At 57.4% G+C, this 26,274-nt stretch carries 23 protein-coding genes; 7 read left to right on the forward strand and 16 right to left on the reverse strand.

The window, feature by feature from the left end:
* Positions 1 to 286 precede the first annotated feature (286 nt).
* Both crp and BBB56_RS08870 read left to right on the forward strand, forming a co-directional pair.
* Complete coding sequence (gene crp, locus BBB56_RS08865; RefSeq protein ID WP_000242758.1) at positions 287 to 919, forward strand: cAMP-activated global transcriptional regulator CRP; 633 nt, start codon at positions 287 to 289, stop codon at positions 917 to 919.
* Positions 920 to 977: 58 nt separating this feature from the next.
* Positions 978 to 3,053 (forward strand): YccS/YhfK family putative transporter, encoded by a 2,076-nt coding sequence (locus tag BBB56_RS08870; protein WP_123800599.1) that lies wholly within the window; start codon positions 978 to 980, stop codon positions 3,051 to 3,053.
* On the opposite strand, the gene argD is transcribed toward BBB56_RS08870, so the two are convergent.
* The 5 genes from argD to ppiA all read right to left on the reverse strand — a co-directional run bounded on the left by argD (position 3,054) and on the right by ppiA (position 6,420).
* Positions 3,054 to 4,274 (reverse strand): bifunctional acetylornithine/succinyldiaminopimelate transaminase, encoded by a 1,221-nt coding sequence (gene argD, locus BBB56_RS08875; RefSeq protein WP_123800600.1) that lies wholly within the window; start codon positions 4,272 to 4,274, stop codon positions 3,054 to 3,056.
* An 88-nt stretch (positions 4,275 to 4,362) separates the two neighbouring features.
* Positions 4,363 to 4,938 carry an aminodeoxychorismate synthase component II gene (locus BBB56_RS08880; RefSeq protein WP_123800601.1) on the reverse strand — a complete coding sequence of 192 codons (576 nt, stop codon included), beginning with the start codon at positions 4,936 to 4,938 and terminating at the stop codon, positions 4,363 to 4,365.
* Positions 4,939 to 4,979: 41 nt separating this feature from the next.
* Positions 4,980 to 5,576: a putative adenosine monophosphate-protein transferase Fic gene (locus BBB56_RS08885; RefSeq protein ID WP_123800602.1), complete on the reverse strand. Its 597-nt coding sequence runs from the start codon at positions 5,574 to 5,576 to the stop codon at positions 4,980 to 4,982.
* Positions 5,563 to 5,736, reverse strand: a complete 174-nt coding sequence (locus BBB56_RS08890) for a YhfG family protein (RefSeq protein ID WP_123800603.1) — start codon at positions 5,734 to 5,736, stop codon at positions 5,563 to 5,565. Before BBB56_RS08890 ends, BBB56_RS08885 begins: the two co-directional genes overlap by 14 nt.
* Positions 5,737 to 5,847: 111 nt before the next feature.
* Positions 5,848 to 6,420 (reverse strand): peptidylprolyl isomerase A, encoded by a 573-nt coding sequence (ppiA, locus tag BBB56_RS08895; RefSeq protein ID WP_123800604.1) that lies wholly within the window; start codon positions 6,418 to 6,420, stop codon positions 5,848 to 5,850.
* 269 nt (positions 6,421 to 6,689) lie between these two features.
* Between ppiA and tsgA the strand changes: the two genes are divergently transcribed.
* The 5 genes from tsgA to BBB56_RS08920 all read left to right on the forward strand — a co-directional run bounded on the left by tsgA (position 6,690) and on the right by BBB56_RS08920 (position 13,147).
* Positions 6,690 to 7,868 carry an MFS transporter TsgA gene (tsgA, locus tag BBB56_RS08900; RefSeq protein ID WP_123800605.1) on the forward strand — a complete coding sequence of 393 codons (1,179 nt, stop codon included), beginning with the start codon at positions 6,690 to 6,692 and terminating at the stop codon, positions 7,866 to 7,868.
* A 242-nt stretch (positions 7,869 to 8,110) separates the two neighbouring features.
* Positions 8,111 to 10,651 carry a nitrite reductase large subunit NirB gene (gene nirB / locus BBB56_RS08905; protein WP_123800774.1) on the forward strand — a complete coding sequence of 847 codons (2,541 nt, stop codon included), beginning with the start codon at positions 8,111 to 8,113 and terminating at the stop codon, positions 10,649 to 10,651.
* Positions 10,648 to 10,974: a nitrite reductase small subunit NirD gene (nirD, locus tag BBB56_RS08910; protein ID WP_123800606.1), complete on the forward strand. Its 327-nt coding sequence runs from the start codon at positions 10,648 to 10,650 to the stop codon at positions 10,972 to 10,974. Before nirB ends, nirD begins: the two co-directional genes overlap by 4 nt.
* A gap of 84 nt (positions 10,975 to 11,058) precedes the next feature.
* Entirely contained in the window at positions 11,059 to 12,423 is a 1,365-nt protein-coding gene (gene cysG / locus BBB56_RS08915) for a siroheme synthase CysG (RefSeq protein ID WP_123800607.1), read from the forward strand.
* 157 nt (positions 12,424 to 12,580) lie between these two features.
* A complete protein-coding gene (locus BBB56_RS08920) occupies positions 12,581 to 13,147 on the forward strand; it encodes a TetR/AcrR family transcriptional regulator (protein ID WP_233593008.1) in 567 nt (188 codons plus the stop codon).
* Positions 13,148 to 13,149: 2 nt separating this feature from the next.
* Here the strand turns inward: BBB56_RS08920 and BBB56_RS08925 are convergent, their stop codons facing one another.
* The 11 genes from BBB56_RS08925 to aroK form a co-directional block, all read right to left on the reverse strand.
* A complete protein-coding gene (locus tag BBB56_RS08925) occupies positions 13,150 to 13,860 on the reverse strand; it encodes a TetR/AcrR family transcriptional regulator (protein ID WP_233593012.1) in 711 nt (236 codons plus the stop codon).
* Positions 13,860 to 15,287, reverse strand: a complete 1,428-nt coding sequence (locus BBB56_RS08930; protein ID WP_123800608.1) for an efflux transporter outer membrane subunit — start codon at positions 15,285 to 15,287, stop codon at positions 13,860 to 13,862. The genes BBB56_RS08925 and BBB56_RS08930 overlap by 1 nt, the downstream gene beginning before the upstream one ends.
* A gap of 1 nt (position 15,288) precedes the next feature.
* Positions 15,289 to 18,435, reverse strand: a complete 3,147-nt coding sequence (locus BBB56_RS08935; RefSeq protein WP_123800609.1) for an efflux RND transporter permease subunit — start codon at positions 18,433 to 18,435, stop codon at positions 15,289 to 15,291.
* Between the two features lie 2 nt (positions 18,436 to 18,437).
* Positions 18,438 to 19,586, reverse strand: coding sequence for an efflux RND transporter periplasmic adaptor subunit (locus BBB56_RS08940; RefSeq protein WP_123800610.1), 1,149 nt, complete (start codon positions 19,584 to 19,586; stop codon positions 18,438 to 18,440).
* Positions 19,587 to 19,879: 293 nt separating this feature from the next.
* Positions 19,880 to 20,884, reverse strand: a complete 1,005-nt coding sequence (gene trpS, locus BBB56_RS08945) for a tryptophan--tRNA ligase (protein WP_123800611.1) — start codon at positions 20,882 to 20,884, stop codon at positions 19,880 to 19,882.
* Between the two features lie 13 nt (positions 20,885 to 20,897).
* Entirely contained in the window at positions 20,898 to 21,578 is a 681-nt protein-coding gene (locus BBB56_RS08950) for a phosphoglycolate phosphatase (RefSeq protein WP_123800612.1), read from the reverse strand.
* A complete protein-coding gene (rpe, locus tag BBB56_RS08955) occupies positions 21,562 to 22,245 on the reverse strand; it encodes a ribulose-phosphate 3-epimerase (protein ID WP_123800613.1) in 684 nt (227 codons plus the stop codon). Before rpe ends, BBB56_RS08950 begins: the two co-directional genes overlap by 17 nt.
* 66 nt (positions 22,246 to 22,311) lie before the next feature.
* The gene (gene dam / locus BBB56_RS08960; protein ID WP_123800614.1) at positions 22,312 to 23,124 is read right to left on the reverse strand and encodes an adenine-specific DNA-methyltransferase; all 813 of its coding nucleotides are present in this window, start codon (positions 23,122 to 23,124) and stop codon (positions 22,312 to 22,314) included.
* Positions 23,125 to 23,218: 94 nt separating this feature from the next.
* A complete protein-coding gene (locus BBB56_RS08965; RefSeq protein WP_123800615.1) occupies positions 23,219 to 24,262 on the reverse strand; it encodes an SPOR domain-containing protein in 1,044 nt (347 codons plus the stop codon).
* 72 nt (positions 24,263 to 24,334) lie between these two features.
* Positions 24,335 to 25,423: a 3-dehydroquinate synthase gene (aroB, locus tag BBB56_RS08970; protein ID WP_123800616.1), complete on the reverse strand. Its 1,089-nt coding sequence runs from the start codon at positions 25,421 to 25,423 to the stop codon at positions 24,335 to 24,337.
* Between the two features lie 38 nt (positions 25,424 to 25,461).
* Positions 25,462 to 25,983, reverse strand: coding sequence for a shikimate kinase AroK (aroK, locus tag BBB56_RS08975; protein ID WP_033792589.1), 522 nt, complete (start codon positions 25,981 to 25,983; stop codon positions 25,462 to 25,464).
* Positions 25,984 to 26,274: the final 291 nt, after the last annotated feature.

The following is a 26,274-nucleotide window of genomic DNA, read 5'->3' on the forward strand; positions in this document are numbered from 1 at the left end:
AATAGCCCGTTTGCCGCCAGAGTACGCGTTCGCCTGGCAAACAGCAATCCAGAGTAATCCCCCCTTTGCTGAAGCGAGACAACAGAAGACAGTCGGCAAAAGCTGTGCTACAAACAGTGCTGAAAATAGTTTCGTCTTATTAAGGACGAAGGCGGGATACCTTAAGCGCCTGGCGCCAAATGGCACCCGAATAATCTCCTTTACGGGAAATGCTTGAAGCTTTCATCGCCTGGCTGGGAACACCACCCTGCATTTTGGGCACGATTACAACAGAGGATAATAGCGAATGGTTCTCGGCAAACCGCAAACAGACCCTACACTCGAATGGTTCCTGTCCCATTGCCATATTCACAAATATCCATCCAAAAGTACGCTGATTCATCAGGGTGAGAAAGCTGAAACCCTTTACTACATCGTGAAAGGCTCCGTCGCGGTGCTGATCAAAGATGAAGAAGGTAAAGAGATGATCCTCTCCTACCTGAATCAGGGTGACTTTATCGGCGAGCTTGGCCTGTTTGAAGAAGGTCAGGAGCGCAGCGCCTGGGTACGCGCTAAAACCGCGTGCGAAGTAGCGGAAATTTCCTACAAGAAATTCCGTCAGCTGATTCAGGTGAACCCGGATATTTTAATGCGCCTCTCCTCGCAGATGGCGCGCCGTCTACAGGTGACATCAGAAAAAGTCGGCAATTTAGCTTTCCTCGACGTGACCGGACGTATTGCACAAACCCTGCTCAACCTGGCGAAACAGCCAGACGCCATGACGCATCCCGACGGCATGCAAATCAAAATTACTCGTCAGGAAATTGGCCAAATCGTTGGTTGCTCACGCGAAACCGTGGGCCGCATTTTGAAAATGTTGGAAGACCAGAATCTGATTTCCGCACACGGCAAAACCATTGTCGTTTACGGCACCCGCTGATTTCCTCTCACTCACGGCGTGATGCTGCTGTCACGCCGTTACTGCTTTGCGTGAAGTGATGTGGCGTCGAATCATCTATCACCCCGAAGTAAACTATGCCCTGCGGCAGACGCTGGTGCTGTGCATTCCTGTTGCGCTCGGCTGGCTGTTCGGCGATCTGCAAAACGGTCTTCTCTTCTCGCTGGTTCCCGCCTGCTGTAACGTCGCCGGTCTCGATACGCCGCACAAGCGCTTTTTCAAGCGCCTGATTGTGGGCGGCTCGCTGTTTGCGCTCGGCAGTTTTCTGGTGCAGCTGCTGACGCAGGAAGGCGTGCCGCTGCCTGCCGTGCTCTTTGTGCTGCCGCTGCTGCTGGGCGTCACCGGCGAAATCAGCCCGCTGCACGGGCGTCTGCTTTCCGGCACCCTGGTCGCGGCGATCTTTACCCTGAGCCTGACCGGCCGTATGCCGATCTATGTTCCGCCGCTGCTCTACATCGGCGGCACGCTCTGGTACGGTCTGTTCAACTGGTTCTGGTTCTGGCTGTGGAAAGAGCAGCCGATGCGCGAAACCCTGAGCCTGATCTATCGTGAACTGGCGGACTACTGCGACGCCAAGTATACGCTGCTGACCCAGCTCACCGATCCGGAAAAAGCGCTGCCGCCGCTGCTGGCGCGTCAGCAGAAAGCGGTCGATCTGATTAACACCTGCTATCAGCAGATGCATATGCTCTCCGCCAGCCGTGACAACAGCCATAAACGGCTCACGCGCGCTTTCCAGGTGGCGCTCGATCTACAGGAACATATCTCTGTCAGTCTGCATCAGCCAGAAGAAGTGCAGAAGCTGGTAGAGCGCAGCCATGCGGAAGCGGTGATTCGCTGGAACGCAAAAATCATCTCGGCGCGGCTGCGCGCGCTGGCCGACGCTATTCTTTATCATCAATTGCCGAACCGCTTCGAGATGGAAAAGCCGCTCGGCGCGCTGGAGAAGATCACCCGCCAGCATCCTGATAACCCGGTAGGCCACTTCTGCTTCTACCACTTCAGCCGCATCGCGCGCGTGTTGCGCACGCAAAAGCCGCTCTACCAGCGCGACCTGATGAGCGACCGCCAGCGCCGTCTGCCGCTGCTGCCCGCGCTGCGCAGCTATCTGTCGCTGAAATCCGCGGCGCTACGCACCGCAGCCCGCTTCGCCGTCATGCTGATGTTCGGCAGCTCGCTGGCGATGCTGTTTGATATTCCGAAGCCTTACTGGATCCTGATGACCATTATGTTTGTCAGTCAGAACGGCTACAGCGCCACGCGCGTGCGTATCCAGCACCGGGCGCTGGGCACCTTTGCCGGGCTGGTGATCGCCGCCGCCTCGCTGCGCTTTGCGGTGCCGGAGTCGCTGGTGCTGCTGTTTATGCTGGTAGTGACGCTGCTCAGCTACCTGGTGACGCGTAAATATTACGGCTGGTCGATGATCGGCTTTACCGTCACGGCGGTGTACTCGCTGCAACTGCTGTCGCTGAACGGCGCGCAGTTTTTACTGCCGCGTCTGATGGATACGCTGATGGGCTGTCTGATCGCGTTTGGCGGCATGCTGTGGCTGTGGCCGCAGTGGCAAAGCGGATTACTGCGCCAGAATGCGCACGACGCGCTGGGCACCTATCAGGAGGCGCTGCGAATGCTGCTCGGCCCGGAGCAGGAGGCGAAAAAGCTGGCCTATCAGCGTATGCAGGTCAATCAGGCCCATAATGCCCTGTTTAACTCGCTCAATCAGGCGATGCAGGAGCCTGGCTTTAATGCGCAGTATTTAAAAGACATGCGCCTGTGGGTCACGCACAGCCAGTTTATCGTCGAGCATATTAACGCCATGACGATTCTGGCCCGCGAGCACACCATGCTGACGCCGGATCTGGCGCAGCGTTATCTGCAATCCTGCGAAATCGCGCTACAGCGCTGTCAGCAGCGGCTGGAGTATGACGGTCCAGGCTCCCCGACGAATGTAATGGAAGACGTCGAAAATCTGAGTGAAGGGGCGATAACTATTCTGGAGCAGCATGTGCGACGCATTCTGGAGCATCTGAACGTGATGCATACCATTTCGTCGCTGGCATGGAGCCAGCGGCCACAGCATGGCCGCTGGCTGATAAGGCATCTGCGCAAAGGCTGATCAGGCCGCCAGCGCCTTTTCCACCGCGCGGGCAAAGCGCGCCATTCCCTCTTCAATATCGGCAGGCTCAATCACCAGCGACGGCGCGAAGCGAATCACGTCGGTGCCGGCCACCAGAACCATCAGGCCCTCTGCCGCCGCCGCGTTGAGAATATCGCGCGCTTTTCCTGCGTGCTGCGGCTTCAGCGCCGCCCCGATCAGCAACCCTTTGCCGCGAATTTCCGTGAAGAGATCCAGCTTCGCGTCGAGCGCCTCCAGCGCCGTAACGAACTGCTCGCGGCGCGTCTGGACGCCTGCCAGCACCTCCGGCGTATTGATAACGTCCAGCGCGGCTTCCGCCACCGCGCAGGCCAGCGGGTTGCCGCCATAGGTGGTGCCGTGCACGCCAGGGGACATCGTGGCAGCGATCTCCTGCGTGGTCAGCATCGCGCTCACCGGGAAGCCGCCGCCCAGCGCTTTGGCGGTGGTAAGAATATCGGGAGTCACGCCGTAGTGCTCATAAGCAAACAGCTTGCCACTGCGCCCCATACCGCTCTGCACCTCATCCAGCACCAGCAGCGCCTGATGTTTATCGCACAGCGCGCGCAGTCCCTGCATAAATTCCGGCGTGGCAGGCGTGACGCCACCTTCGCCCTGAATCGGCTCGACCACGATGGCGCAGGTATGGTCGTCAATAACCGCTTTGACCGCCTCAAGATCGTTAAAGGGAACGTGCACGATGTCTGCGGGTTTCGGCCCAAAGCCGTCGGAGTATTTAGGCTGTCCGCCAACGGAAACGGTAAACAGCGTGCGGCCGTGAAACGCGTTGTGGAACGCGATGATTTTGCTCTTAAACGGGCTGTGGCGCTGGCAGGCGTAATAGCGAGCCAGCTTAAAAGCCGCCTCGTTCGCTTCGGCGCCGGAGTTGGCGAAGAAGACGCGCTCGGCGAAGGTGGCGGCGATCAGTTTACTGGCGAGACGCAGCGCAGGCTCATTGGTAAAGACATTGCTCAGGTGCCACAGCGTTTCGCCCTGCGTTTTCAGCGCCTCCACCAGCGCCGGATGGCAGTGGCCGAGCGCCGTAACGGCGATGCCGCCGGAGAAATCGATATACTCTTTGCCCTGCTGATCCCAGACGCGGCTGCCTTTGCCTTTTACCGGAACGAACTGCGCCGGTGCATAAACAGGCAAAATGACCTTATCAAATGTTTCCCGCGTTACCGCTAATTTCTCCGCTGCCATCGACGACCACCTTAGACTATTTATTGAGCCACAATGAAATAATAGTCATAAAATATGCATAACAAATCAGTCAAAGGCAATGATAACTTCAGGATTCAAGAAAATTACGCAGCAGCTGATGCCCCTGTTCGCTGAGAATGCTCTCAGGATGAAACTGCACGCCTTCCAGCGCCAGCGTCTTATGCCGGAATCCCATGATCTCATCCGGCTCCCCGTCTCGCAGGCTCCAGGCCGTGACTTCGAAATCGTCAGGCAGGGAGTCGCGCGCCACGATCAGCGAGTGGTAGCGGGTGACGGTCAGCGGATTATTCAGATTACGGAACACGCCGCGATGGGTATGCGTAATCGCCGAGGTTTTGCCATGCATCGCCTGGCGCGCGCGCACCACCTTTGCGCCCCAGGCCTGCGCGATCGCCTGATGGCCCAGGCAGACGCCCAGCACCGGGATCTGTCCGGCGAAATGGCGGATCGCCGCCATCGAAATCCCCGACTCGTCCGGCGTACAGGGACCGGGGGAGATCACCAGATGCGACAGCGGCAGGGCCGCCATCTCATCCAGCGTAATGGCGTCGTTGCGCGCCACGCGCACCTGCACGCCCAGTTCGCAAAAATACTGATAAAGATTCCAGGTAAAGGAATCATAGTTATCGATTAGCAGCAGCATGGCCAGTCCTGACAGAGAATACCGCCGCTATTCTACGCGTTTTACAGGCTGGCGCGACTCACTACGCTGGCGAATATCGCCTCCAGCGGCGCCAGATCGCCGCTGGCCCCGGCCTGATTAGCCTCACGCCACGGCTGCGCCTCGACGTTTTGCCAGTCAAGGAAGTAACCGGCATGCAGCGCCAGCTGTTCGAAGAAAATGCGCTGCGCGCGGCCATTTCCCTCGCGGAAGGGATGCAGCATATTGATTTCGCAATAGTAATGCGCAATACGCGCCGCGAACGCCGACGCGTCCAGATCGCGCAGCCCCCCTTCCTCCTCCAGCGCGTCCATCAGCGCATTGCCCTCTTTTTCGATGTACTCGAAATGGCAAAACGGCGTGTCGTCGCGCCAGATGTCAATGGTGCGCAGCTCGCCTGCCCAGGCATAAACGTCCTGAAACAGCGTGCGGTGGATATGGCACAGGAAAGGCAGGCCAATGGTCGCCGGACCCAGCTCCAGGGTAGCGAGACGCGCGCTGCTAAATGCCAGCTCGGCTTTACGCAACTGGGCGGCGTCATGGATGTCCAGGCGATTTTTCAGCACGTCATCGTTTTGCCACAGATAGGGATCGCGTGCGACAGCGCTATTCGGCACCATACTGCCTCCTTAGCGAGTCGAGCCGCTCTTCTGCCCGCTCGTAGGCGCTGGTCGGTTCCGCAAGGATTAGCCCCTCCAGCCGACAGCTGGCCTGATAGCTGGCGATGCGCCGCTGCTGCCAGAGCGTATTTTTTTGTTTCTCGGTGAGTTTGTTTGCCATGCCGCCTCCTGCTCAGGGTTGTCCACACTCTTGAAGCAGAGTATAGGAGCAAATTTTCCCTTTGCCGGAGAGAGGCACGGCAACGCCGCCAGCGAAGCGCGGCGCAGAGAGTTACGGCAGAACTTTCGCAGACAGGATAACTACTGGTTTTACCGGCACATTTTGGTAGGGTCCGACATCTTTGGTCTGTACCTGAGAAATTTTCTCAGCCACATCCATCCCTTTCACAATTTTACCAAATACCGCATAGCCGAAGTCGCGCTGGCCGTGATCGAGAAAGGCATTGTCAGCGACGTTAAGAAAGAACTGGCTGGTGGCGCTGTCTTTCTCTGCGGTACGCGCCATAGAGATGGTGCCGCGCAGGTTACGTAAGCCGTTATCTGCTTCGTTTTTGATCGGCGCGTTGGTCTGTTTTTGCTGCATATCGGCGGTGAATCCCCCGCCCTGCACCATGAAACCAGGAATGACGCGATGGAAGATCGTATTGTTATAAAACCCGCTGTTCACGTAATCGACGAAGTTTTTTACCGAAACCGGCGCTTTTTGATTATTCAGTTCGAGTTCGATACTACCGGCGGAGGTGGTGAGCAGGACGTGCGTATCGCCTTTGGCGGCCAGTGCGGAGGCGGAAACGGATGAGAGCGCAAACAGGGCCACGGCCGCTGTAAGAGTACGTTTAAGCATGAATAATTCCTTCCTTACCTTGGAGAACAGCTTTTAAACGAGATTGATTGTAAAGAGCATGAAATACAAGAGCCAGCATGTTTTACCGTTATTTACGCACGTCTCGATTTGTACGTATACTGTGCGCACGCAAACGTTTTCGTGATGTTAATCACATTATCAATGAAATATGAAAACTGATTTTCAGTCTTTATTTATTAAGATCACAGTTCCGTTTACACTTTCTGACAGTTTTACGCCGCCCTCTCTGTTTTCCACAGGTTCAAAACATGACAAATCGTAATCGTATCGGGCTTACATGGATAAGCTTTTTCTCGTACGCGTTGACCGGCGCGCTGGTGATCGTCACCGGCATGGTTATGGGCGACATCGCGAAGGACTTCCAGCTGCCGATTGAGAGTATGGGTAATACCTTTACCTTTCTGAACGCCGGCATTCTGGTCTCGGTTTTTCTGAACGCCTGGCTGCTGGTGATTGTGCCGCTGAAGCGCCAGCTGATATTTGGTTTTATCCTGATGGTGCTGGCGGTGCTGGGTCTGATGACCAGCCGCGACCTCTCGGTATTCTCGCTCTGCATGTTCGTGCTGGGCGTGGTCAGCGGCATCACCATGTCGATCGGCACCTTCCTGATTACTCACCTGTATGAAGGTCGCCAGCGCGGCTCGCGTCTGCTGTTTACCGACTCTTTTTTCAGCATGGCGGGAACGCTGTTTCCGGTGCTGGCCGGTATCCTGCTGGCGCGCGCGCTGCCCTGGTACTGGGTTTATGTCTGCATCGGGTTTATCTACGTCGCGATCTTCGTCCTGACGCTGTGCGTTGAATTTCCGGTGCTGCGTAAGCCGGAAAACAGCCCGACGGTGGAAAAAGAGAAATGGGGCGTTGGCGTGCTGTTTCTTTCCGTTGCCGCGCTCTGCTATATCCTCGGCCAGCTCGGCTTTATCTCCTGGGTGCCGGAATACGCGACCAAAACCATGGGCATGGACATCGCCAGCGCTGGTCAGCTGGTCGGCAACTTCTGGACCGCCTATATGGTCGGCATGTGGGTCTTTAGCTTCCTGCTGCGCTTCTTCGATCTGCAACGCATTCTGATGGTGCTGGCCGGTCTGGCGACCGTGCTGATGTACTGGTTCGTCAGCGCGACAGACGCCAGCATGCTGCGCTGGATTATTATGATTCTGGGCTTCAGCTCCAGCGCGATCTACACCACCATTATCACGCTCGGCTCCTTGCAGACCAAAGTCTCCTCGCCGAAGCTGGTGAACTTTATTCTGACCTGCGGCACCGTAGGCACCATGCTGACCTTTGTCGTCACCAGCCCGATTGTGAAGCAGGGCGGCGTCCACGCCGCGCTGCTGACGGCGAACGGCCTTTACGCCGTGGTGTTCGTAATGTGTGTGCTGCTGGGCTTTGTGACCCGGCATCGCCAGCATGGCCATGTGATGCACTAACAGCAGACCGGGCGGCGCAAGCCGCCCTTTTCTTTTCCTCTTTTTCACCGCTTCGCCTGCAATCAGGCCCGCCAGAAATGTGACCCGGCACTTTTTTTAGCCAATCGAACCATTTAGAAAAAATAGTGCGGAAACAGTGATATACCTCAAAATAGGTATACGGAATGGCGCTTGATGTATATCAATATGCGCTGGAAATGGCGCGCTATTGTAGCGCCAATTCCCGCAATTTTGAGGCAAGCATGAGCAAACACAATGTCGTCGTCATTGGTAACGGCATGGTTGGGCATCGCTTTATAGAGGAGCTGATCGACAAAGCCGAACCCGGCCAGTTCGCATTAACCGTCTTCTGTGAAGAACCCCGCGTCGCCTACGACCGCGTCCACCTCTCCGCCTACTTCTCTCACCATACCGCTGAAGAACTGTCGCTGGTTCGCGAAGGCTACTACGAAAAACATCAGGTTGAACTGCTGCTGGGCGAACGCGCCATTACCATCAACCGCGAAGAGAAGCTGATCCATTCCAACTCCGGCCGCGCCGTGCGCTACGACACGCTGATTTTCGCCACAGGCTCCTACCCCTGGATTCCGCCGATAAAGGGCGCGGAGGGCGCGGACTGCTTCGTTTACCGCACCATAGAGGATCTCAACGCCATCGAAGCCTGCGCGCGCCGCAGCAAGCGCGGCGCCGTTATCGGCGGCGGACTGCTCGGTCTGGAAGCCGCAGGCGCGCTGAAGAATTTAGGCATTGAAACCCACGTTATTGAGTTCGCCCCCGTGCTGATGGCGGAACAGCTCGACAAGCAGGGCGGCGAACTGCTGCGCCGTAAAATTGAAGAGATGGGCGTGCAGGTGCACACCAGCAAAAACACGCAGCAAATCATCCATCACGCCGCAGGCGGAAAAACCTTGCAGTTTGCTGACGGCAGCGCGCTCGACGTCGACTTTATCGTTTTCTCGACCGGTATTCGTCCGCAGGACAAACTGGCGAAACAGTGTGGCCTGGCGCTCGGCGAGCGTGGCGGCATCGCCGTAGACGATGGCTGCCAGACCAGCGATCCGGCTATCTTCGCTATCGGCGAGTGCGCGGCCTGGCAGAACCGAATCTTTGGTCTGGTCGCGCCGGGCTATAAGATGGCGCAGGTGGTCAGCGACAGGCTGACTGGTCGCGATAACGCCTTCCTGGGCGCGGATATGAGCGCCAAACTGAAACTGCTCGGCGTAGACGTCGGCGGCATTGGCGACGCGCATGGCCGCACGCCAGGCGCGCGCAGCTATGTCTGGCTGGATGAGAGGCATTCAGTCTATAAACGCCTGGTGGTAAGCGCAGACGGCACGACCCTGCTCGGCGCGGTGCTGGTGGGCGATACCAGCGACTACGGCAATCTGCTTCAGCTGGTGCTTAATGCCATTCCGCTGCCGGAAAATCCAGAGGGGTTGATTCTGCCGGCGGGCAGCGGCGAGAAACCGGTAATGGGCGTCGACTCCCTGCCCGACAGCGCGCAGATCTGCTCCTGCTTCGACGTCAGTAAAGGCGACATCATCAAAGCGGTTCAGGGCGGCTGCCACACCGTCGCCGCGCTAAAGAGCGAAACCCGCGCCGGCACCGGCTGCGGCGGCTGTATTCCGCTGCTGACCCAGGTGCTGAACGCCGAACTGAGCCGCCAGGGCATCGAAGTCAACAATCACCTTTGCGCGCACTTCCCCTACTCGCGTCAGGAGCTTTATCACCTGATTCGCGTTGAAGAGATCAAAACGTTCGACGCGCTGCTGGCAAAATATGGCGAAGGCTACGGCTGTGAAGTCTGTAAGCCTACCGTCGCCTCGCTGCTGGCTTCGTGCTGGAACGACTATGTGCTCGCCCCGGAGCACACGCCGCTCCAGGACAGCAACGACCTGTTCCTCGGCAATATTCAGAAAGACGGCACCTACTCTGTCATCCCGCGCACCCCTGGGGGTGAAATCACGCCGCAGGGTCTGAAGGTGATTGGCGAAGTGGCAGAGCGCTACCGTCTTTACACCAAGATTACCGGTTCGCAGCGCATCGGCCTGTTTGGCGCGCAAAAAGACGATCTGCCCGCCATCTGGTCCCGGCTTATCGAGGCGGGCTTTGAAACCGGCCAGGCCTATGCAAAAGCGCTGCGCATGGCGAAAACCTGCGTCGGCAGCGCCTGGTGCCGCTACGGCGTCGGCGACAGCCTCGGCTTCGGCGTGGAGCTGGAAAATCGCTACAAAGGCATCCGCACCCCGCACAAGATGAAGTTTGGGGTTTCCGGCTGTACGCGCGAGTGCGCCGAAGCTCAGGGTAAAGATGTCGGCGTTATCGCCACAGAGAAGGGCTGGAATCTGTATGTCTGCGGCAACGGCGGAATGAAGCCGCGTCACGCCGATCTGCTGGCCGCTGACCTCGACCGCGACACGCTGATCGCCTACCTCGATCGCTTTATGATGTTCTACATCCGCACCGGCGATCGGCTACAACGCACGTCGCTGTGGCTGGAAAGTCTGGAGGGCGGCATTGACTATCTGCGTGGCGTTATCATCGGCGACAAGCTGGGCATCAACAGCAAGCTGGAGGCGGAGCTGAGCCTGCTGCGCGCCCGCGTTCACTGCGAGTGGAAAGAGACGGTGAAGGATCCCGCGCAGCACGCGCGCTTCGCCCACTTTATCAACTCCCCGCAGCGCGATCCTGGCGTGCAGACGGTGCCTGAACGTCAGCAGCATCGTCCGGCGCGTCCCGAAGAGCGCATCGCCGTGACCCTGATTGAGGAGAACGAAGTATGAGCCAGTGGATAGCCGTTTGCGACATCGAACAGATCCTGCCCGCGACCGGAGTTTGCGCGCTGGTGAATAACCGGCAAATCGCTATTTTTCGCCCGCGCCACAGCGACGAGCTGTTCGCCATCGATAATATCGATCCCTTTGCCCAGGCCAGCGTACTGTCGCGCGGGATTATCGCCGAGCACGACAACGCGCTCTGGGTGGCCAGCCCGCTGAAGAAGCAGCGCTTCCGCCTCAGCGATGGCTACTGTATGGAGGACGCCTCACGCTCCGTCGCGGCCTGGCCGGTGCGCGTTAACGCAGGCAAGGTCGAGGTTTGCGCCTGACCTTGTCCTCTCCCTGATGCTATGCTGCGCTGCCGGTAACGCGCTTACCGGCAGCCTGCCCTCCTCTCGCTTTCAGGACGCTTTATGGACTACTTCCCTCTTTTTTGTCGCCTTCAGGGCAAGCGCTGTTTACTGGTGGGCGGCGGCGACGTCGCCGAGCGCAAAGCGCGCCTGCTGCTGGCGGCGGGCGCGGACCTGCACGTCGGCGCGCTCCATTTTTCTCCGGCGTTCCGTCAGTGGGCCGACAACGGCGAGCTGAGCCTGATCGTCGGCGCATTCGACGCCGCCTGGCTGGATGCGTGCTGGCTGGTGGTTGCCGCAACGGATAATGACGCCGTGAATCAGCAGGTGGCGGAAGCCGCCGAGGCGCGCCGTATTTTCTGTAACCTGGTGGATGCGCCAGAACAGGCCAGCGCCATTATGCCCTCTGTTATCGATCGCTCTCCGCTGCTGGTGGCGGTCTCCTCCGGCGGTTGTGCGCCGGTGCTGGCGCGTCTGCTGCGTGAAAAGCTGGAGTCCATACTGCCGCAGCACCTCGGCCAGCTCGCCTCGCTGGCGGGCACGCTGCGCGCGCGGGTTAAACAGCGCTTTGCCTCTGCGGCGCAGCGCCGCTACTTCTGGGAGCGCTTTTTCACCAGCGATCGACTGGCGCAGACGCTGGCCAACGGCGACAGCGCGCGCGCAGAGCAGATAACCGCCTCGCTGTTCAGCGACGACCTGCCCGCGCAGGGCGTAGTCACGCTGGTGGGTGCCGGGCCGGGCGACGCGGGCCTGCTGACGCTGAAAGGGCTCCAGCAGATCCAGCAGGCGGACGTGATCCTGTATGACCGGCTGGTCTCAGAGGAGGTTCTAAATCTGGTGCGGCGCGATGCCGAACGCATTTTTGTCGGCAAGCGCGCCGGACACCACTGCGTGCCGCAGGCGGAGATCAATCAGCTGCTGCTGGAGCAGGCGCAGCGCGGCAAGCGGGTGGTCAGGCTGAAAGGCGGCGATCCCTTTATCTTCGGGCGCGGCGGCGAAGAGCTGGAGATGCTGGCGCAGCATCAGATCCCCTTTAGCGTGGTGCCAGGCGTCACGGCCGCCTCAGGCTGCTCGGCCTATAGCGGCATTCCGTTAACGCATCGCGATCATGCGCAAAGCGTCAGGCTGGTGACCGGCCATCTCCAGCAGGAAAAGGTGCTGGAGTGGCAAAAACTGGCGGCCGAACAGCAGACGCTGGTGTTCTATATGGGCCTGTCGCAGGCGCCGCACATTCAGCGGCAGCTAATGCAGCACGGGATGCGCGCGGATATGCCGGTGGCGCTGGTGGAGAACGGCACCAGCACGCAACAGCGCGTGGTGACCGGCACGCTGGATCGGCTGGGCGAGCTGGCGCGGCAGGTAGCAAGTCCGTCGCTGATTATTATCGGCAGCGTGGTCAGCCTGCGCGATCGGCTGCGCTGGTTTTAAAAAAACCATGATGGCGGGTCAGGCTTTCCCGCCATCTTTACTGCACTCGCCGTTCACTATGCGGTAAGATAAACAGGATTTCCTGCCGCAGCGCCTCAAATAATAAAGGGTTTAATCCGCCGCAAACATGCCTCGTTAACATGTCCGGGAGAGAAGCATGATAAATCGTAGTGAACAAATTCTTCTGGCCGCTGAGCATTGTATGCGGCAAAAAGGTTTTCATCAGACCTCGATCCAAAATATTGCCGAAGAGGCAAGCATCAGCATTGGCTTGATCTATAAATATTACAAAAATAAAGAGGCGATTATTGAAGCGCTGGTGATCAGCGTGGTCGAACGTATGATCGCTTTATTGAACGCCGATTTCCGACGAATTGCCCATCGCGCCGATCATCGCAGCCCGTCCCAGGACATCGTGCCGCCTGAAGTGGAAAAAAGTATCACGCTATTAATGGAGATCTCTTCAGAGGCTACGCGAAATCCCGCTATCGAAAAAATATTGAACGATGCCTGGCAGAAACTAAAAGACAATTTTATCGCCCAAGAACTGGCCCTGAATCCAGGTCAGAATGCCAGCATTATCAATACGCGGTTGCATGTTATGTCACTGCTGATTGATGGCGTCATTATCCGCCGTTGTATGAAGCAGCGCGACATATCGGCTGATTTTATGGCTTTTCTGGATACGCTGATACAGGAGCTTTATCCCAACAGCGCCGCCTGAAATCAGCAAAAAATGCGCTGACTGAGGATGGCGTTGATACGCGCCAGCTCAGTATCATCAAGGCTGTTCTCATCGCCGAAAGCGCGGCAGGCGACCCCATCCACCAGCAGCAGCATAAGCTGAATACGATACAAACGCTGCTGCGAAGAAAGTTGCGGCCAGCGGCTGGCAAAAGCGGAGGTTAATGTTGTCAGTAATAACGCCTCTTCCTGCGCCAGAATATCACGCACCCTTTCATTACGGGACGCCTCAGAATACGTTTCCAGTAATAAACGGCGCTCGCGCAAAGGCCACTGATGCCAAAAATCTGAATCGCTACGGATAATAGCGGCGGTTGAATGTTGCTGCGGCAGATGCTCTGCTAAAAAAGCGGACCATGCCCGAACGATAGACGTTATTGTCTCACTCACAATCGCTTCTTTACTGTGAAAGTAGCGGTAAATTTGTCCTGCGCCCAGCCCGGATTCACGACTAATATCCGCCATACTGGCGCCATGAAAACCGGAGCGGCTAAAGCAAGACATCGCTGCTGAAATAATCAATTGCTGACGCTGCCGAAAAAAGCTTTCTTCAGCCTGTTTCATTTTGACTCCAGGAAATGATTGCGCACGCTTTTCAAAACTGTCGGGCATTTTACCCAGGGGTGTAATGCAGGCATAGATCCGCTTGCCTGTTTGCCGCGAGGCCGATAATACCGGCCTCGCGGCAACCATCACGGTTTAAGCGCCGACTCTTTTAAGCCGCTGCCGCCCCCCATCACTTTATAGAAGGTGTTGAGGTTTTGATAATAGGCCTGCTGCGCGCTCACCAGACTGGTGCGCGCGCTGTACAAGGTGCGCTGGGCGGTTAACGCATTCAGATAGGTATCGACGCCGCTCTGATAGCGCAAATCCGCCAGGTGATAGTAAGTCTGCGCGGCCGCCGCATTCTTCTGCTGGCTGGTCAGCTGATCCTGAATGGTGCCGCGTCGCGCCAGCGCATCCGCTACCTCCTGAAAGGCGGTTTGCACCGCTTTCTCATACGCCGCCACATAATACTCTTTTTGCGCCTGGGTATATTTCAGGTAGGAAACATTGTATCCCCCGGTGAAGATCGGCAGCGAAATCGATGGCGCGAACGACCAGATGCCTGCGCCATTTTTGAACAGGCCGGAGAGATCGCCACTGCCCACGCCGCCGCTCGCCGTGAGTGAAATGCTCGGAAAGAAGTTCGCGCGCGCTGCGCCAATACTGGCGTTTGCCGACTTCAGATTATGCTCAGCCTGAAGCACATCCGGCCGGTTAAGCAAGGCGTCCGAACTTATCCCCGCCGGGACATCCCGCAATGCCTTGCCTAAGGATTCGATATTCTCAGGCAGCAGGGTATCGGGAACACGTCTGCCTACTACCAGGTCCAGCGCATTCTTATCCTGCGCCACGCTGGTGGCATAGCTGGCGACATCCGCCATAGCTGACTGCCAGGTCGTTTCCGCGGAGGAGACATCCACCATAGAATCCACGCCGTTTTCCATGCGCTTGCGCGTCACCTCCAGCGACTGACGCGCGCTTTCGGCGGTCTCTTTGGCGATAGCCAGATTGCTGCGATCCGCCGCCAGCGCCAGCCAGTAGTCGATCGTATTGTATAAGACCGTCAGACGCGTACTGCGCGCGCCCTCCAGCGTTCCCAGATAGCTTTCATACTGTTGCCGCGTCAGACTCTGGTTTTTGCCAAACAGATCCAGTTCGAATGAGCTGACCGAACCCTCTGCGGAGTAGCTACTGCTCAGCGCTGTTTGATTGCCTTCCCCCGTCAGCGCGCGAGAGCGCGTGCCGCTTAGCCCGGCATTAATAGTCGGAAAGAGATCCGCGCGCTGTTCGCCATACTGCGCGTGCGCAGATTTTACGCTGGCGACGGCCTCACGCAGATCGCGACTGCTGTCCAGCGCCATCGCCACAACCTGACGCAGCCTGTCGTTAAGAACATAACTCTGCCAGCTGATGTCACGATAGTTACTGCTCTGAGCGCCTTGCAGCGACTGATAAGCTTCGCCTGTCGGCATGGTGGTATCGACCGCCCCGTCAGGGCGGTCATAGTGAGGATCCAGTGAAACGCAGCCAGCCAGAAGGCAGGGTAAAAACACCATTAAGCGTTTAGCTAACATATTATTCTCCCGCCTTCTCAGCAGATTCATTATGTGGAATCGCCGGAAACATACGACGGACCAGGACAAAAAACAGTGGAACAAAGAAAATCGCCAGTAGCGTGGCGGTGATCGTCCCGCCAATAATGCCGGTACCAATAGCAATACGGCTGTTAGCCCCGGCTCCCGTCGCAATGGCCAGCGGCAACACCCCGGCGCTAAAGGCCAGCGACGTCATGATGATGGGGCGCAAGCGCATTGACGCCGCATGAATGGCTGCCTTGATGAGGTTTTCACCTTTGCGATAGTTATCTTCTGCGAACTCGACAATCAAAATGGCGTTCTTTGCCGACAAGCCGATAATGGTCAGCAGCGCGACCTGAAAATAGACGTCGTTTTCCAGTCCGCGCAGCGTAACGGCCAGCAGAGCGCCGACGACGCCCAGCGGCACCACCATCATGACGGAGAAAGGTACCGACCAGCTCTCATAGAGCGCGGCCAGACATAAAAACACCACCAGCAGCGAAATGGCATACAGCGAAATGGCCTGATTACCGGAAAGTTTTTCCTGATAGGATAAGCCGCTCCACGCATAGGCCGTTCCGGCAGGCAGTTTGCCGGCCAGCTTCTCCATAGCGTTCATCGCATCGCCTGAACTTTTGCCGGACGCCGCCGATCCCTGAATTTCATAAGATGCGAGGCCGTTGTAACGGGACAACACATCCGGGCCATACTCCCAGTGCGACGTGGCAAAGGATGAAAACGGCACCATCGTACTGTTGCTGTCACTGTCGCTTCCACGGACGTACCACTGGTCAATATCCTCAGGCTTGCTGCGGAATGGCTCATCCCCCTGGATATAAACTTTCTTTACCCTGCCCCGGTCGGTAAAGTCGTTAACATAGCTGCCGCCAATGGCTGCGCTCAGCGTGTCGTTAATATCGCTCACCGATAGCCCCAGCGACTGGGCCTTCTGATCGTCAATCTCAACCTGCAACTGCGGCAGATCCGGCAGGGTATTGGCGCGAACCGCGCTCATGGTGCTGTCTTTATTCGCTTCGGCAATCAGCTGATTGCGCATCTGCAACAGCCGATCGCGATCGGTGCCGCCGCGAGCCTGCAATTCAAACGTAAAGCCGTTCGACTGACCAAGACCAGAGACGGCCGGCGGCGACAGCACGAAGATTTGCGCATCGCGGATAGTGGAGAGATTCATCATGGCGCGGGCGGCAATCGCATCGGCGCTGTTTTCCGATCCTTTACGTTCGCTCCAGTTTTTCAGCGAAATAAAACCAATACCGGCATTTTGTCCGCTGCCTGCGAAGCTAAATCCATCGACCAGCATACTGACGTTAACGTTATCCTTCTCTTTGGTGGCGAAATACGCCTGCACCTGACGACGAACGCTTGCGGTGCGGTTTTCTGTTGCGCCCGGCGCGAGCTGATACTGCACCATGATATAGCCCTGATCTTCCGTCGGCAGGAAGCCGGTCGGCAGCCGCAGATAGAGCACCACGCAGCCAGCCAGTAAAACGCCATACAACAGCAGATAGCGCATCGAACTGTGGACGACGTGACCCACGCCGTTCTGATAGCGCGCCTGAACCTTTTCATAGCTGCGATTAAACCAGCCGAAAAAGCCCTTCTGCCCGCTTTCGTGACTATGCGGTTTTAGCAAGGTCGCGCACAGCGCGGGCGTTAGCGTCAGGGCGACGATCACCGACAACACCATTGACGACACGATAGTGATGGAGAACTGACGATAAATAACGCCGGTAGAGCCGCTGAAAAAGGTCATGGGCAGAAAGACCGCTGACAGCACCATAGCGATACCAATCAGCGCGCCGGTTATTTCCCGCATCGATTTTTCAGTCGCCTGACGCGGCGGCAATCCCTCTTCGCGCATGACGCGTTCGACGTTCTCCACCACGACGATGGCGTCATCCACCAGCAGGCCAATCGCCAGCACGATGCCAAACATGGTGAGGGTGTTAATGGAATAGCCGAACAGCGCCAGCACGCCAAAGGTACCGAGCAGCACAACCGGCACGGCAATGGCGGGAATAAGCGTCGTGCGGATATTTTGCAGGAAGACAAACATCACGATTACCACCAGGATGATCGCCTCAATCAGCGTTTTTACCACCTCTTCGATGGAGATTTTAACAAAGTCAGTGCTGTCCAGCGGGTAGGCGATCTCATAGCCTGCGGGCATGCTGCTGCGGAAATCCTCAATGGTGGCTTTCACCTGCTCGGCGGTCGAAAGCGCATTGGCTCCTGACGCAAGCTGTACCGCAATACCTGATGCCGGATGGCCGTTGGCCAGCACATTGGCGCTGTAGTCTTCATTGCCCATCTCTACCCGCGCCACATCGCTCAGGCGCACCACGGAGCCGTCAGTCTGGCTTTTAAGGACGATATTGCGGAACTGTTCGGGCGTTTGCAGTCGCGAACGCGAGCGTACCGTCGCCACCAGCTGCTGCTCTTTACTGGCTGGCTGCGCACCGATCTGACCAGAGGAAACCTGCGTATTCTGCGCTTCCAGCGCGCTGGTGACGTCGGATGGCATCAATGAAAAAGAGGCCAGTTTGTTCGGATCGAGCCAGATGCGCATCGCATATTCTGCGCCAAATACCTGCACGCTGCCGACGCCCGGCACACGCGCCAGCGTATCCTCCATATTGCTGACCATATAGTCAGCCACGTCAGATGAGGTGCTTTTATTGGTTTTATCATACAGCGCCAGGATCAGCAGGAAGTCGCTCTGCGCCTTCTCTACCGTTACGCCTTGCGTCGTTACCGCAGAGGGCAAACGACTCTCCGCCTGCTGCACTTTATTCTGCACCTGAACCTGAGCGATGTCCGGATCGGTTCCCTGTTGAAACGTGACGGTAATTTTTACCTGCCCGGTAGACGCGGTGCTGGTCGAACTAAAATAGAGCAGGCCATCCAGGCCGGTCAGCTGCTGCTCGATAACCTGCGTCACGCTGCTTTCAAGCGTTTCTGCGGATGCGCCCGTATAGGTGGCCTGAATACTAATCTGCGGCGGCGCCACATCAGGATATTGCGCAATCGGCAGGCTTTTAATGCTCAGCACGCCGAACAGCATGATGCAGATAGCGATAACCCAGGCGAAGACCGGGCGGCGAATAAAGAACTGAGCCAACATAATTAGTTGCCTCCGCTATTCTGGCTGCCGTCGTTGAGCGTCGCTTCGACCGCCTTCACGCTCATACCGGCCTGAACTTTAGCGGTGCCCTCGACGATTAGCCTGTCCCCGCTTTGCAGCCCTTGCGTCACCAGCCATTTGTTATTCAACACGCGATCGGTGACGACTTCTCTGCTTTCTACTTTGTTCTCTTTATTAACGACCAGGGCGGTCGCATTGCCTTTAGCGTCACGGGTGATGCCCTGCTGAGGCGCAAGAATCGCATCGTTTTTAACGCCATTAACGACGCTGGCGCGGACATACATTCCGGGCAACAGCTCATGCTGAGGGTTAGGGAAAATAGCGCGTAACGTCACCGTGCCGGTCGCCTCATCCACGGCCACCTCGGTCAGTTCTAACTTGCCGGAATAGGCATAGTCGCTGCCATCCTCCAGCTTCACCTTAACCGGAACGGTGTCCCCGCTCTGCTGGAGCGAGCTTTGCTGGCGCTTGAGTTTTAGCAGCTGGACGCTGGACTGGGTCAAATCGACATAAACAGGATCAAGCGCGCGGATCGTCGCCAGCGCAGTGGTCTGGCTGGCCGTGACCAGCGCCCCTGGCGTTACCGACGAGATACCGATACGCCCGGTAATCGGCGCTTTAATCTGCGTGTAGTTAAGGTTAATGCGCGCGCTTTCTACTGCGGCGCGATATTGCGCAACGGAAGCGATATTTTGCTGGTATGTCGCCAGCGCGTCGTCAGCGTCCTGACGCGATACGCCATTTTCTTTCACCAGCGCTGCATAGCGATCGGCTTTCAGTTTGCTGCTTTTTACCAGCGCCTGAGCATTTTTTAACTGGGCTACCGCCTCATCGTAGCTGGCCTGATAGCTGGCAGGATCAATCTGATAAAGCACCTGCCCGGCCTTCACTTCATCACCTTCGGTGAAAAGCCGCTTTTGAATAATGCCATCCACTTGGGGGCGAACATCTGACACCATCGTGCCCGTCACGCGGCCGCTAAGCTGACTGTCAAGCGTGACAGGCTCAGCCTGCAAGGTTTTGACGCCAACTTCAGTGACTGCATTTCCTGCTGGCGCAACCGTGTTTTGATCGCAAGCGGCAATCAATAACCCCAGCCCAACCACCGCACTGCGCTGAAAAATTTTCATGCTTATACCTGTAGTGAATGTTCATTCTCAGCGCAGCAGTTTAACAAACAACCAAAAAAAGATATGTAAGCGAATCGAAAAGAGTGGCGCGACCAGCTGTAAGTGAGTGAGAAGCCAGGAGCACGCAAAGCCAATGGCCTTGTGGCGCGAAAGAAGCGGAACATTTCGCTTAACCAGGAAGTGATGTCGCAGACAAAACAGGAACGGAGGCGAAAAAAAGCCGAAACGCCAGGGTTTCGGCCATATTCAGTCAGAGGACGTCGCTAAGCTGCGCGTTCCGCGCAGCAAGTCACTCAGGGCGCAGCAACAAAGCCGACAGCTTCATACACCTTTTTCAGCGTCTCCTGCGCGCGCTCACGCGCTTTCTGTGCGCCGTCACGCATGACCTGCTCAAGGAAGGCTTCGTCGTTGCGATAGCGGTGATAGCGCTCCTGCAACTCAGACAGCATGCCGGACACGGCATCCGCCACCGCGCCTTTCAGGTGGCCATACATCTTGCCTTCAAACTCAGCTTCCAGCTCGGCGATGGTTTTGCCCGTGACGCCGGACAAAATATCCAGCAGGTTTGAAACGCCCGCTTTCTCTTTCACGTCGTAGCGCACCACCGGCGGCTCTTCAGAGTCGGTCACGGCGCGTTTGATTTTTTTCACTACCGACTTCGGATCTTCCAGCAGGCCGATTACGTTATTGCGGTTATCGTCCGATTTGGACATTTTGCGCGTCGGCTCCAGCAGTGACATCACGCGAGCGCCCGATTTCGGGATAAATGGCTCAGGCACGCGGAAAATATCGCCATAGAGCGCATTGAAGCGCTGCGCAATATCACGGCTCAGCTCCAGGTGCTGCTTCTGGTCTTCGCCCACCGGCACCTGGTTGGTCTGATACAGCAGAATATCTGCCGCCATCAGCACCGGATAATCAAACAGGCCCGCATTGATGTTCTCTTCGTAGCGCGCTGACTTGTCTTTAAACTGCGTCATGCGGCTCAGCTCGCCGAAATAGGCGTAACAGTTCAGCACCCAGCTCAGCTGAGCATGTTCCGGTACGTGCGACTGAACGAAGATAGTGCTTTTAGCGGGATCGATGCCGCAGGCGAGATAGAGCGCCAGCGTATCCAGCGTGGCTTTACGCAGCGCCGCCGGATCCTGACGAACGGTAATGGCGTGCAGATCGACGATGCAGTAAATGCAGTGAAAATCGTCCTGCATCTGCACCCACTGACGCAGCGCACCCATATAGTTGCCAATGGTAAGTTCGCCGGACGGCTGTGCGCCGCTGAAAACAATGGGTTTGCTCATGCTTATGTCCTGATTAGTACAGCCCGAGAGCGGGCAAAAGTTCATCAAAAGAGTCGAGAGTCAAATTCGGGTTACTGTCGGCGATCGGCTCGCCGTAGTTATAGCCATAGGTCATGGCGACATTAGGCACGCCCGCCGCCTGTGCGGCCTGAATATCATTGCGTGAATCGCCGACGAACAGCAGCTGGTTCTGAAGCACGCCGAACTGGCCCAGCACCAGGAAAATCGCCGCCGGATGAGGTTTCTTCACGATCACGTCATCGCCGCCGATGATCAGCGTAAAAGCGTCAGCGATGCCAAGCGACGCCAGCAGCGGCGCAACAAACGGCGTCGGCTTGTTGGTCACGATCGCCATCGGCAGCCCCCTGGCATGCAGCGCCAGCAGCGTCTCTTTTACCTGCGGAAACAGTGTGCTGCCTGCTTCCACCGTATCGGCGTAGTGTTTGTCAAACAGCGCGCGCGCGTCGCGCTGCTCGTCAGGCTGAGGTTCACGGCCCAGCGCCCAGGTCAGCGCGCGCGACATCATGACGTCAGCGCCGTTGCCAATCCAGGTTGAGGTGCGCGCAACACCCGCTGGCGGCAGCTTAAGATCGGCCAGCGCCAGATCGATAGCCTGCGCCAGCCCTGGCGCGCTGTGCACCAGCGTCCCGTCGAGATCGAACGCCAGCGCGCGAATATCAGTGAAATGAGCCATTAACCTTCTCCAGTTCGTGACGCATTTCATCAATCACTTTTTTGTAATCCGGATGGCCGAAAATCGCCGAACCGGCAACAAACATATCGGCGCCTGCGGCGGCGACCTGGGCGATATTGTCGATTTTCACGCCGCCGTCTACTTCCAGGCGAATGTTGTAGCCGCCGTGATCGATGCGCTTGCGCGCTTCGCGCAGCTTATCCAGCGTGCCGGGAATAAAGGACTGACCGCCGAAGCCCGGATTAACGGACATAATCAAGATGACGTCGAGCTTATCCATCACGTAATCGAGATAGCTCAGCGGCGTGGCGGGATTAAACACCAGCCCCGCTTTGCAGCCGTGCTCTTTGATCAGCTGCAAGGTGCGGTCCACATGCTCGCTCGCTTCAGGATGAAAAGTGATATAGCTGGCGCCCGCTTTGGCAAACTCCGGGATCAGCGCATCGACCGGCTTTACCATCAGGTGCACGTCAATCGGCGCAGTAATGCCGTAGTCACGCAGCGCTTTCAGCACCATTGGACCCATGGTGAGGTTGGGAACATAGTGGTTATCCATCACGTCGAAATGCACCACGTCGCCGCCGGCGGCTAACGCTTTTGCAGTATCTTCACCCAGGCGAGCGAAATCTGCCGCAAGGATAGAAGGGGCCAGCAAATATTGTTTCATCCGATTCTCCCAATGTTGTGCGCCAGCCTGACGGCTGGCGTAATGCCTGGTCGCGGACGAAACGCGCTAGCTATAGAGAGCCAGCAGTTCGTCGACCTGTGTGCGACCCGTTATGCTCCGGCTGATAGAACGCCGCGCTTTAACCACATGTAATTCGGCCTTCTGATACCAGAGCCGCGTTAACTCGGTATCGTGATTGGAAATCAGCACCGGAATGCCGCTCTTTTGCGCCAGTTGAGACGCCAGTTCTGCCAGATGCTGCTGCTCGCGCAGGCTAAAGCTATTGGTATGGTATGCCGTAAAGTTAGCCGTTGCCGACAGCGGCGCATAGGGCGGATCGCAGTAAACGACCGAACCTTCCCGCGCGCTGGTCAGGGTAACATCGTACGATTCGCAGACAAAGGTCGCCTTTTGCGCCCGCTCGGCAAACCAGAGTAGTTCGGCTTCAGGAAAGTAAGGCTTGCGGTAGCGACCAAAAGGCACGTTAAATTCGCCGCGCAGGTTATAACGGCATAAGCCGTTGTAGCCGTGCCGGTTCAGATAGAGAAACAGCAGCGCGCGTTCATAGGGATCGCGGCTGACATTAAAGGCGATGCGGCGCTCATAGTAACAGTCTGACGTGTTTCCCTCGGAGGAAAACAGACGCCGCGCATCCTCGATAAATACCGCGCTGCGCTCTTTAACGATGTTGTAGAGGTTTATCAGGTCGCTGTTGATGTCGGCCAGATGATAGCGCTGATAGTCAGTGTTGAGAAACACCGAACCCGCGCCGACAAAAGGCTCGATCAGGCAGTCGCCTTGTGGCAGATGGCGACGGATATCGTCCATCAGAGGATATTTTCCCCCTGCCCATTTCAGGAAAGCGCGATTTTTTTTCATGCTGTCGTGGTTATACATCTTATTGTGGCGCTGTGGCGTACCGACAGCAGAGCGGCGCTTATTAACGGGGCCGAATTAACCGGCCCCACATGGTTTACTGGCTGGCTTCTTTCTTAACCTGACTCACGGGCTTCACCCAGGGGTTTTGCGCGCGGACTTCGGCGGGCAGCGAGGCCACGGCCCGGCGCGCATCCGCAGAGGTCGCGTAAGACCCGCTTACCAGCACGTACCAGGGCTGGCCGTTGCGCGTGGTTTTATAAACGTGGTAGCCGCTGAGGTTCTGTTTTTTCGCCCAGGCATTCAGGCTCTCCGCGCGCGATGCCCCGCTCAGTTGCAGCGTATAGTTGCCGCCAGGCAACGGCTTGCTGGAGGCTGCGCCGCTATTGGCTGTCGCGTTGCTACTGCTTGCGGAGCCGTTAAGAGCCGGTCGAGCCGGCGTCGTATGGGTGCGGTTTTCGCTGGCCGCTGAGCGAGCGGGAGCGGCGCTTTTATGCGCAGGTTCACGTGCCGCATGCGACGGCGCGGCGGCGCGTGGCGTAGCGGGTCGCGTGGCCGCAGGCGCGCTGATGACACTGTTGCCGCCCGCGCTACCGCTGACGGTTGCCGGTGCGGTCGGCAGCGAACTGCCGCCCTGCGCGGCGCTATCCACCTGCTGCTGCTGATTGCTCAGCGCGCTGTTAAGATCGCCGGGCAAGGTAACGCGCTGCTGGTTTTCCGGGGTCTCGATCGGCGCGGCCTGCGTCGGCGTCGAAGAAACCGGCGGCATAGAGACATCGCGCGGCGTATTGCTGTCTGCGGGGGCATTAGCCGCCGCCGGGCTTTCCGCTGGCGCAGTCTGCCCGCCGCTCATGGTGGTCGAGCCAGAGAGGTCGATGCTTTTTTCACCGCCATTTCCGCCAGACGAAGCCGGGGCGCTATTTCCGCCGTTGTTGCCTGCGGTGGATTTGCTCTCATCCGGCCCTTTCAGTGCCGAACCAATGCCCAGCACCAGCAACAGCAGCACCAGAATGCCGATACCCATCATCATATGCTGGCGTGAAACCGGCATTTTAGGTGCAGAAGACGTCTTACGCGGGCGCGATGGACGGCGGTCGCTGGCGTCAGGTTTTAACTCGTCTTCCGGTTTAAACTCATCCATTTTGCCTCCTCCGTAAAGCGGCATTCGGCCATGCGCACCCCGCGCGCCGCGTCACCACTTAACTGCTAATATTCAGGGTTTCTGACAGTCGTTAATCGCAGCCAGCACCATATCATGCGCTACGCCGCCGCGCACTTCGGCGCGGCCTAAAGCCAGCGGGAGCACCAGACGCAGCTCGCCCGCCAGCACCTTCTTATCACGCAGCATATGCGGCAGATAGGCTTCTGCCTTCATGCTTTCCGGTCCGTGCACGGGCAAGCCCGCGCGCAGCAACAGCGTGATGATACGTTGAGTATCCGCCTCGCTGAACTGGCCCAGGCGCTGCGCCGTGCGCGCCGCCATAACCATGCCCGCCGCCACGGCTTCGCCGTGCAGCCAGTTGCCGTAGCCCATATGCGCTTCGATGGCATGGCCAAAGGTGTGGCCCAGATTCAGCAGAGCGCGCTGTCCGTGCTCATGTTCATCCGCAGCGACCACTTCCGCCTTGAGTTCGCAGCAGCGGCGAATGCACCAGGCGACTGCCTGTTCATCCAGCGCCAGCAGCGCATCGAGGTTTTCCTCTAGCCAGCGAAAGAAGTCGCCGTCGAGGATGATGCCATATTTGATCACTTCCGCCAGGCCTGAAGCCAGTTCGCGCGGCGGCAGCGTTTGCAGACAGTCGGTATCGATCACCACCGATGCAGGCTGGTAAAACGCGCCGATCATATTTTTGCCTAACGGATGGTTAACGGCGGTTTTGCCGCCGACCGACGAATCGACCTGCGACAGCAGCGTGGTGGGCACCTGAATAAAGCGTACGCCGCGCTGGTAGCTGGCGGCGGCAAATCCGGTAAGATCGCCGATCACCCCGCCGCCCAGCGCAATAAGCGTGGTATCGCGGCCGTGAGGTTTTTTCAGTAAGGCGGTAAAGACCTCATCCATGACGGCCAGCGTTTTATACTGCTCGCCGTCGGGTAAGATCACCTGGTCTACGTTGACACCCGCTGCGGTTAGCAGCGCCGAGAGCCGCTCAAGCCAGAGCGGCGCCAGCGTCTGGTTAGTCACCAGCATGGCGTTATCACCCGCTTTCAGCGGCCAAAAAGAAGCCGGATCCTTAAACAGTCCGGCGGCAATGGTGATGGGATAGCTACGCTCTCCCAGTGAGACGGTGATCTTCTCCATGATGCTCGATACCTGTTACTGAGCCTTTCGGCGTTGGATCAGTTTTTTTCCAACATGTGGATAATCTGGTTAGCCACCACTTTAGCACTCTGATCGTCAGTACGAATGGTGACATCCGCGATCTCTTCATAGAGCGGATTACGCTCGTCCGCCAGTGCTTCGAGCACTTCGCGCGGTGGGGAATCAACCTGCAACAGCGGGCGCTTTTTATCGCGTTGCGTGCGTGCCAGCTGTTTCTCAATAGTGGTTTCCAGATAGACCACTACGCCACGGGCGGAGAGACGATTGCGGGTTTCTCGGGATTTAACGGAACCGCCGCCGGTTGCCAGGACAATGCCCTGCTTTTCGGTCAGCTCGTTGATGATTTTTTCTTCGCGGTCACGAAATCCAGCTTCGCCCTCGACGTCAAATACCCAGCCCACATCCGCTCCGGTACGTCGCTCAATTTCCTGATCGGAATCGAAAAATTCCATATTGAGTTGCTGAGCTAACTGACGACCAATAGTGCTTTTGCCGGCACCCATCGGCCCAACCAGAAAGATATTGCGTTTCTCTGCCATTTTTGTCGGTATTACTAAGAATTCGTTGATGATACCCCGCGTGCAGCTAAATAACTGGCGGGACAGGAACTGAGACCTCATGAGCGTTAGCAAGAGTCAGACGAAAAATTATCTCAACACTCAAGGCCGTTTGGCAACCGAATAAATCGCCTTCCGGCATTCCCGTTGTGGGACCGGTGTGCGGTGTGCGAAACGATGCGCATTAGCGCTGCGCTTTTTACGCGCCGCCTTTAGAAGAAACCTCTGACCCCTGACGGATACGCGCCGTCGGGACGGTTACAGCGTTTTAAA

It is taken from the genome of Candidatus Pantoea deserta, from assembly GCF_003813865.1.
GTDB classification, from domain to species: domain Bacteria; phylum Pseudomonadota; class Gammaproteobacteria; order Enterobacterales; family Enterobacteriaceae; genus Pantoea; species Pantoea deserta.

Bases quoted from the DNA above. Each gene is read 5' to 3' on its own strand.
- BBB56_RS08935 (WP_123800609.1), bottom strand. From the start codon at position 18,435: ATGTTGGCTCAGTTCTTTATTCGCCGCCCGGTCTTCGCCTGGGTTATC.
- BBB56_RS08885 (WP_123800602.1), bottom strand. From the start codon at position 5,576: ATGGTGCCGAATAGCGCTGTCGCACGCGATCCCTATCTGTGGCAAAAC.
- BBB56_RS08880 (WP_123800601.1), bottom strand. From the start codon at position 4,938: ATGCTGCTGCTAATCGATAACTATGATTCCTTTACCTGGAATCTTTAT.
- crp (WP_000242758.1), top strand. From the start codon at position 287: ATGGTTCTCGGCAAACCGCAAACAGACCCTACACTCGAATGGTTCCTG.
- BBB56_RS08965 (WP_123800615.1), bottom strand. From the start codon at position 24,262: ATGGATGAGTTTAAACCGGAAGACGAGTTAAAACCTGACGCCAGCGAC.
- BBB56_RS08950 (WP_123800612.1), bottom strand. From the start codon at position 21,578: ATGGCTCATTTCACTGATATTCGCGCGCTGGCGTTCGATCTCGACGGG.
- ppiA (WP_123800604.1), bottom strand. From the start codon at position 6,420: ATGCTTAAACGTACTCTTACAGCGGCCGTGGCCCTGTTTGCGCTCTCA.
- aroK (WP_033792589.1), bottom strand. From the start codon at position 25,983: ATGGCAGAGAAACGCAATATCTTTCTGGTTGGGCCGATGGGTGCCGGC.
- BBB56_RS08890 (WP_123800603.1), bottom strand. From the start codon at position 5,736: ATGGCAAACAAACTCACCGAGAAACAAAAAAATACGCTCTGGCAGCAG.
- rpe (WP_123800613.1), bottom strand. From the start codon at position 22,245: ATGAAACAATATTTGCTGGCCCCTTCTATCCTTGCGGCAGATTTCGCT.
- BBB56_RS08925 (WP_233593012.1), bottom strand. From the start codon at position 13,860: ATGGTTGCCGCGAGGCCGGTATTATCGGCCTCGCGGCAAACAGGCAAG.
- BBB56_RS08870 (WP_123800599.1), top strand. From the start codon at position 978: ATGTGGCGTCGAATCATCTATCACCCCGAAGTAAACTATGCCCTGCGG.
- nirD (WP_123800606.1), top strand. From the start codon at position 10,648: ATGAGCCAGTGGATAGCCGTTTGCGACATCGAACAGATCCTGCCCGCG.
- dam (WP_123800614.1), bottom strand. From the start codon at position 23,124: ATGAAAAAAAATCGCGCTTTCCTGAAATGGGCAGGGGGAAAATATCCT.
- BBB56_RS08930 (WP_123800608.1), bottom strand. From the start codon at position 15,287: ATGTTAGCTAAACGCTTAATGGTGTTTTTACCCTGCCTTCTGGCTGGC.
- argD (WP_123800600.1), bottom strand. From the start codon at position 4,274: ATGGCAGCGGAGAAATTAGCGGTAACGCGGGAAACATTTGATAAGGTC.
- aroB (WP_123800616.1), bottom strand. From the start codon at position 25,423: ATGGAGAAGATCACCGTCTCACTGGGAGAGCGTAGCTATCCCATCACC.
- trpS (WP_123800611.1), bottom strand. From the start codon at position 20,884: ATGAGCAAACCCATTGTTTTCAGCGGCGCACAGCCGTCCGGCGAACTT.
- cysG (WP_123800607.1), top strand. From the start codon at position 11,059: ATGGACTACTTCCCTCTTTTTTGTCGCCTTCAGGGCAAGCGCTGTTTA.
- BBB56_RS08940 (WP_123800610.1), bottom strand. From the start codon at position 19,586: ATGAAAATTTTTCAGCGCAGTGCGGTGGTTGGGCTGGGGTTATTGATT.
- nirB (WP_123800774.1), top strand. From the start codon at position 8,111: ATGAGCAAACACAATGTCGTCGTCATTGGTAACGGCATGGTTGGGCAT.
- BBB56_RS08920 (WP_233593008.1), top strand. From the start codon at position 12,581: ATGATAAATCGTAGTGAACAAATTCTTCTGGCCGCTGAGCATTGTATG.
- tsgA (WP_123800605.1), top strand. From the start codon at position 6,690: ATGACAAATCGTAATCGTATCGGGCTTACATGGATAAGCTTTTTCTCG.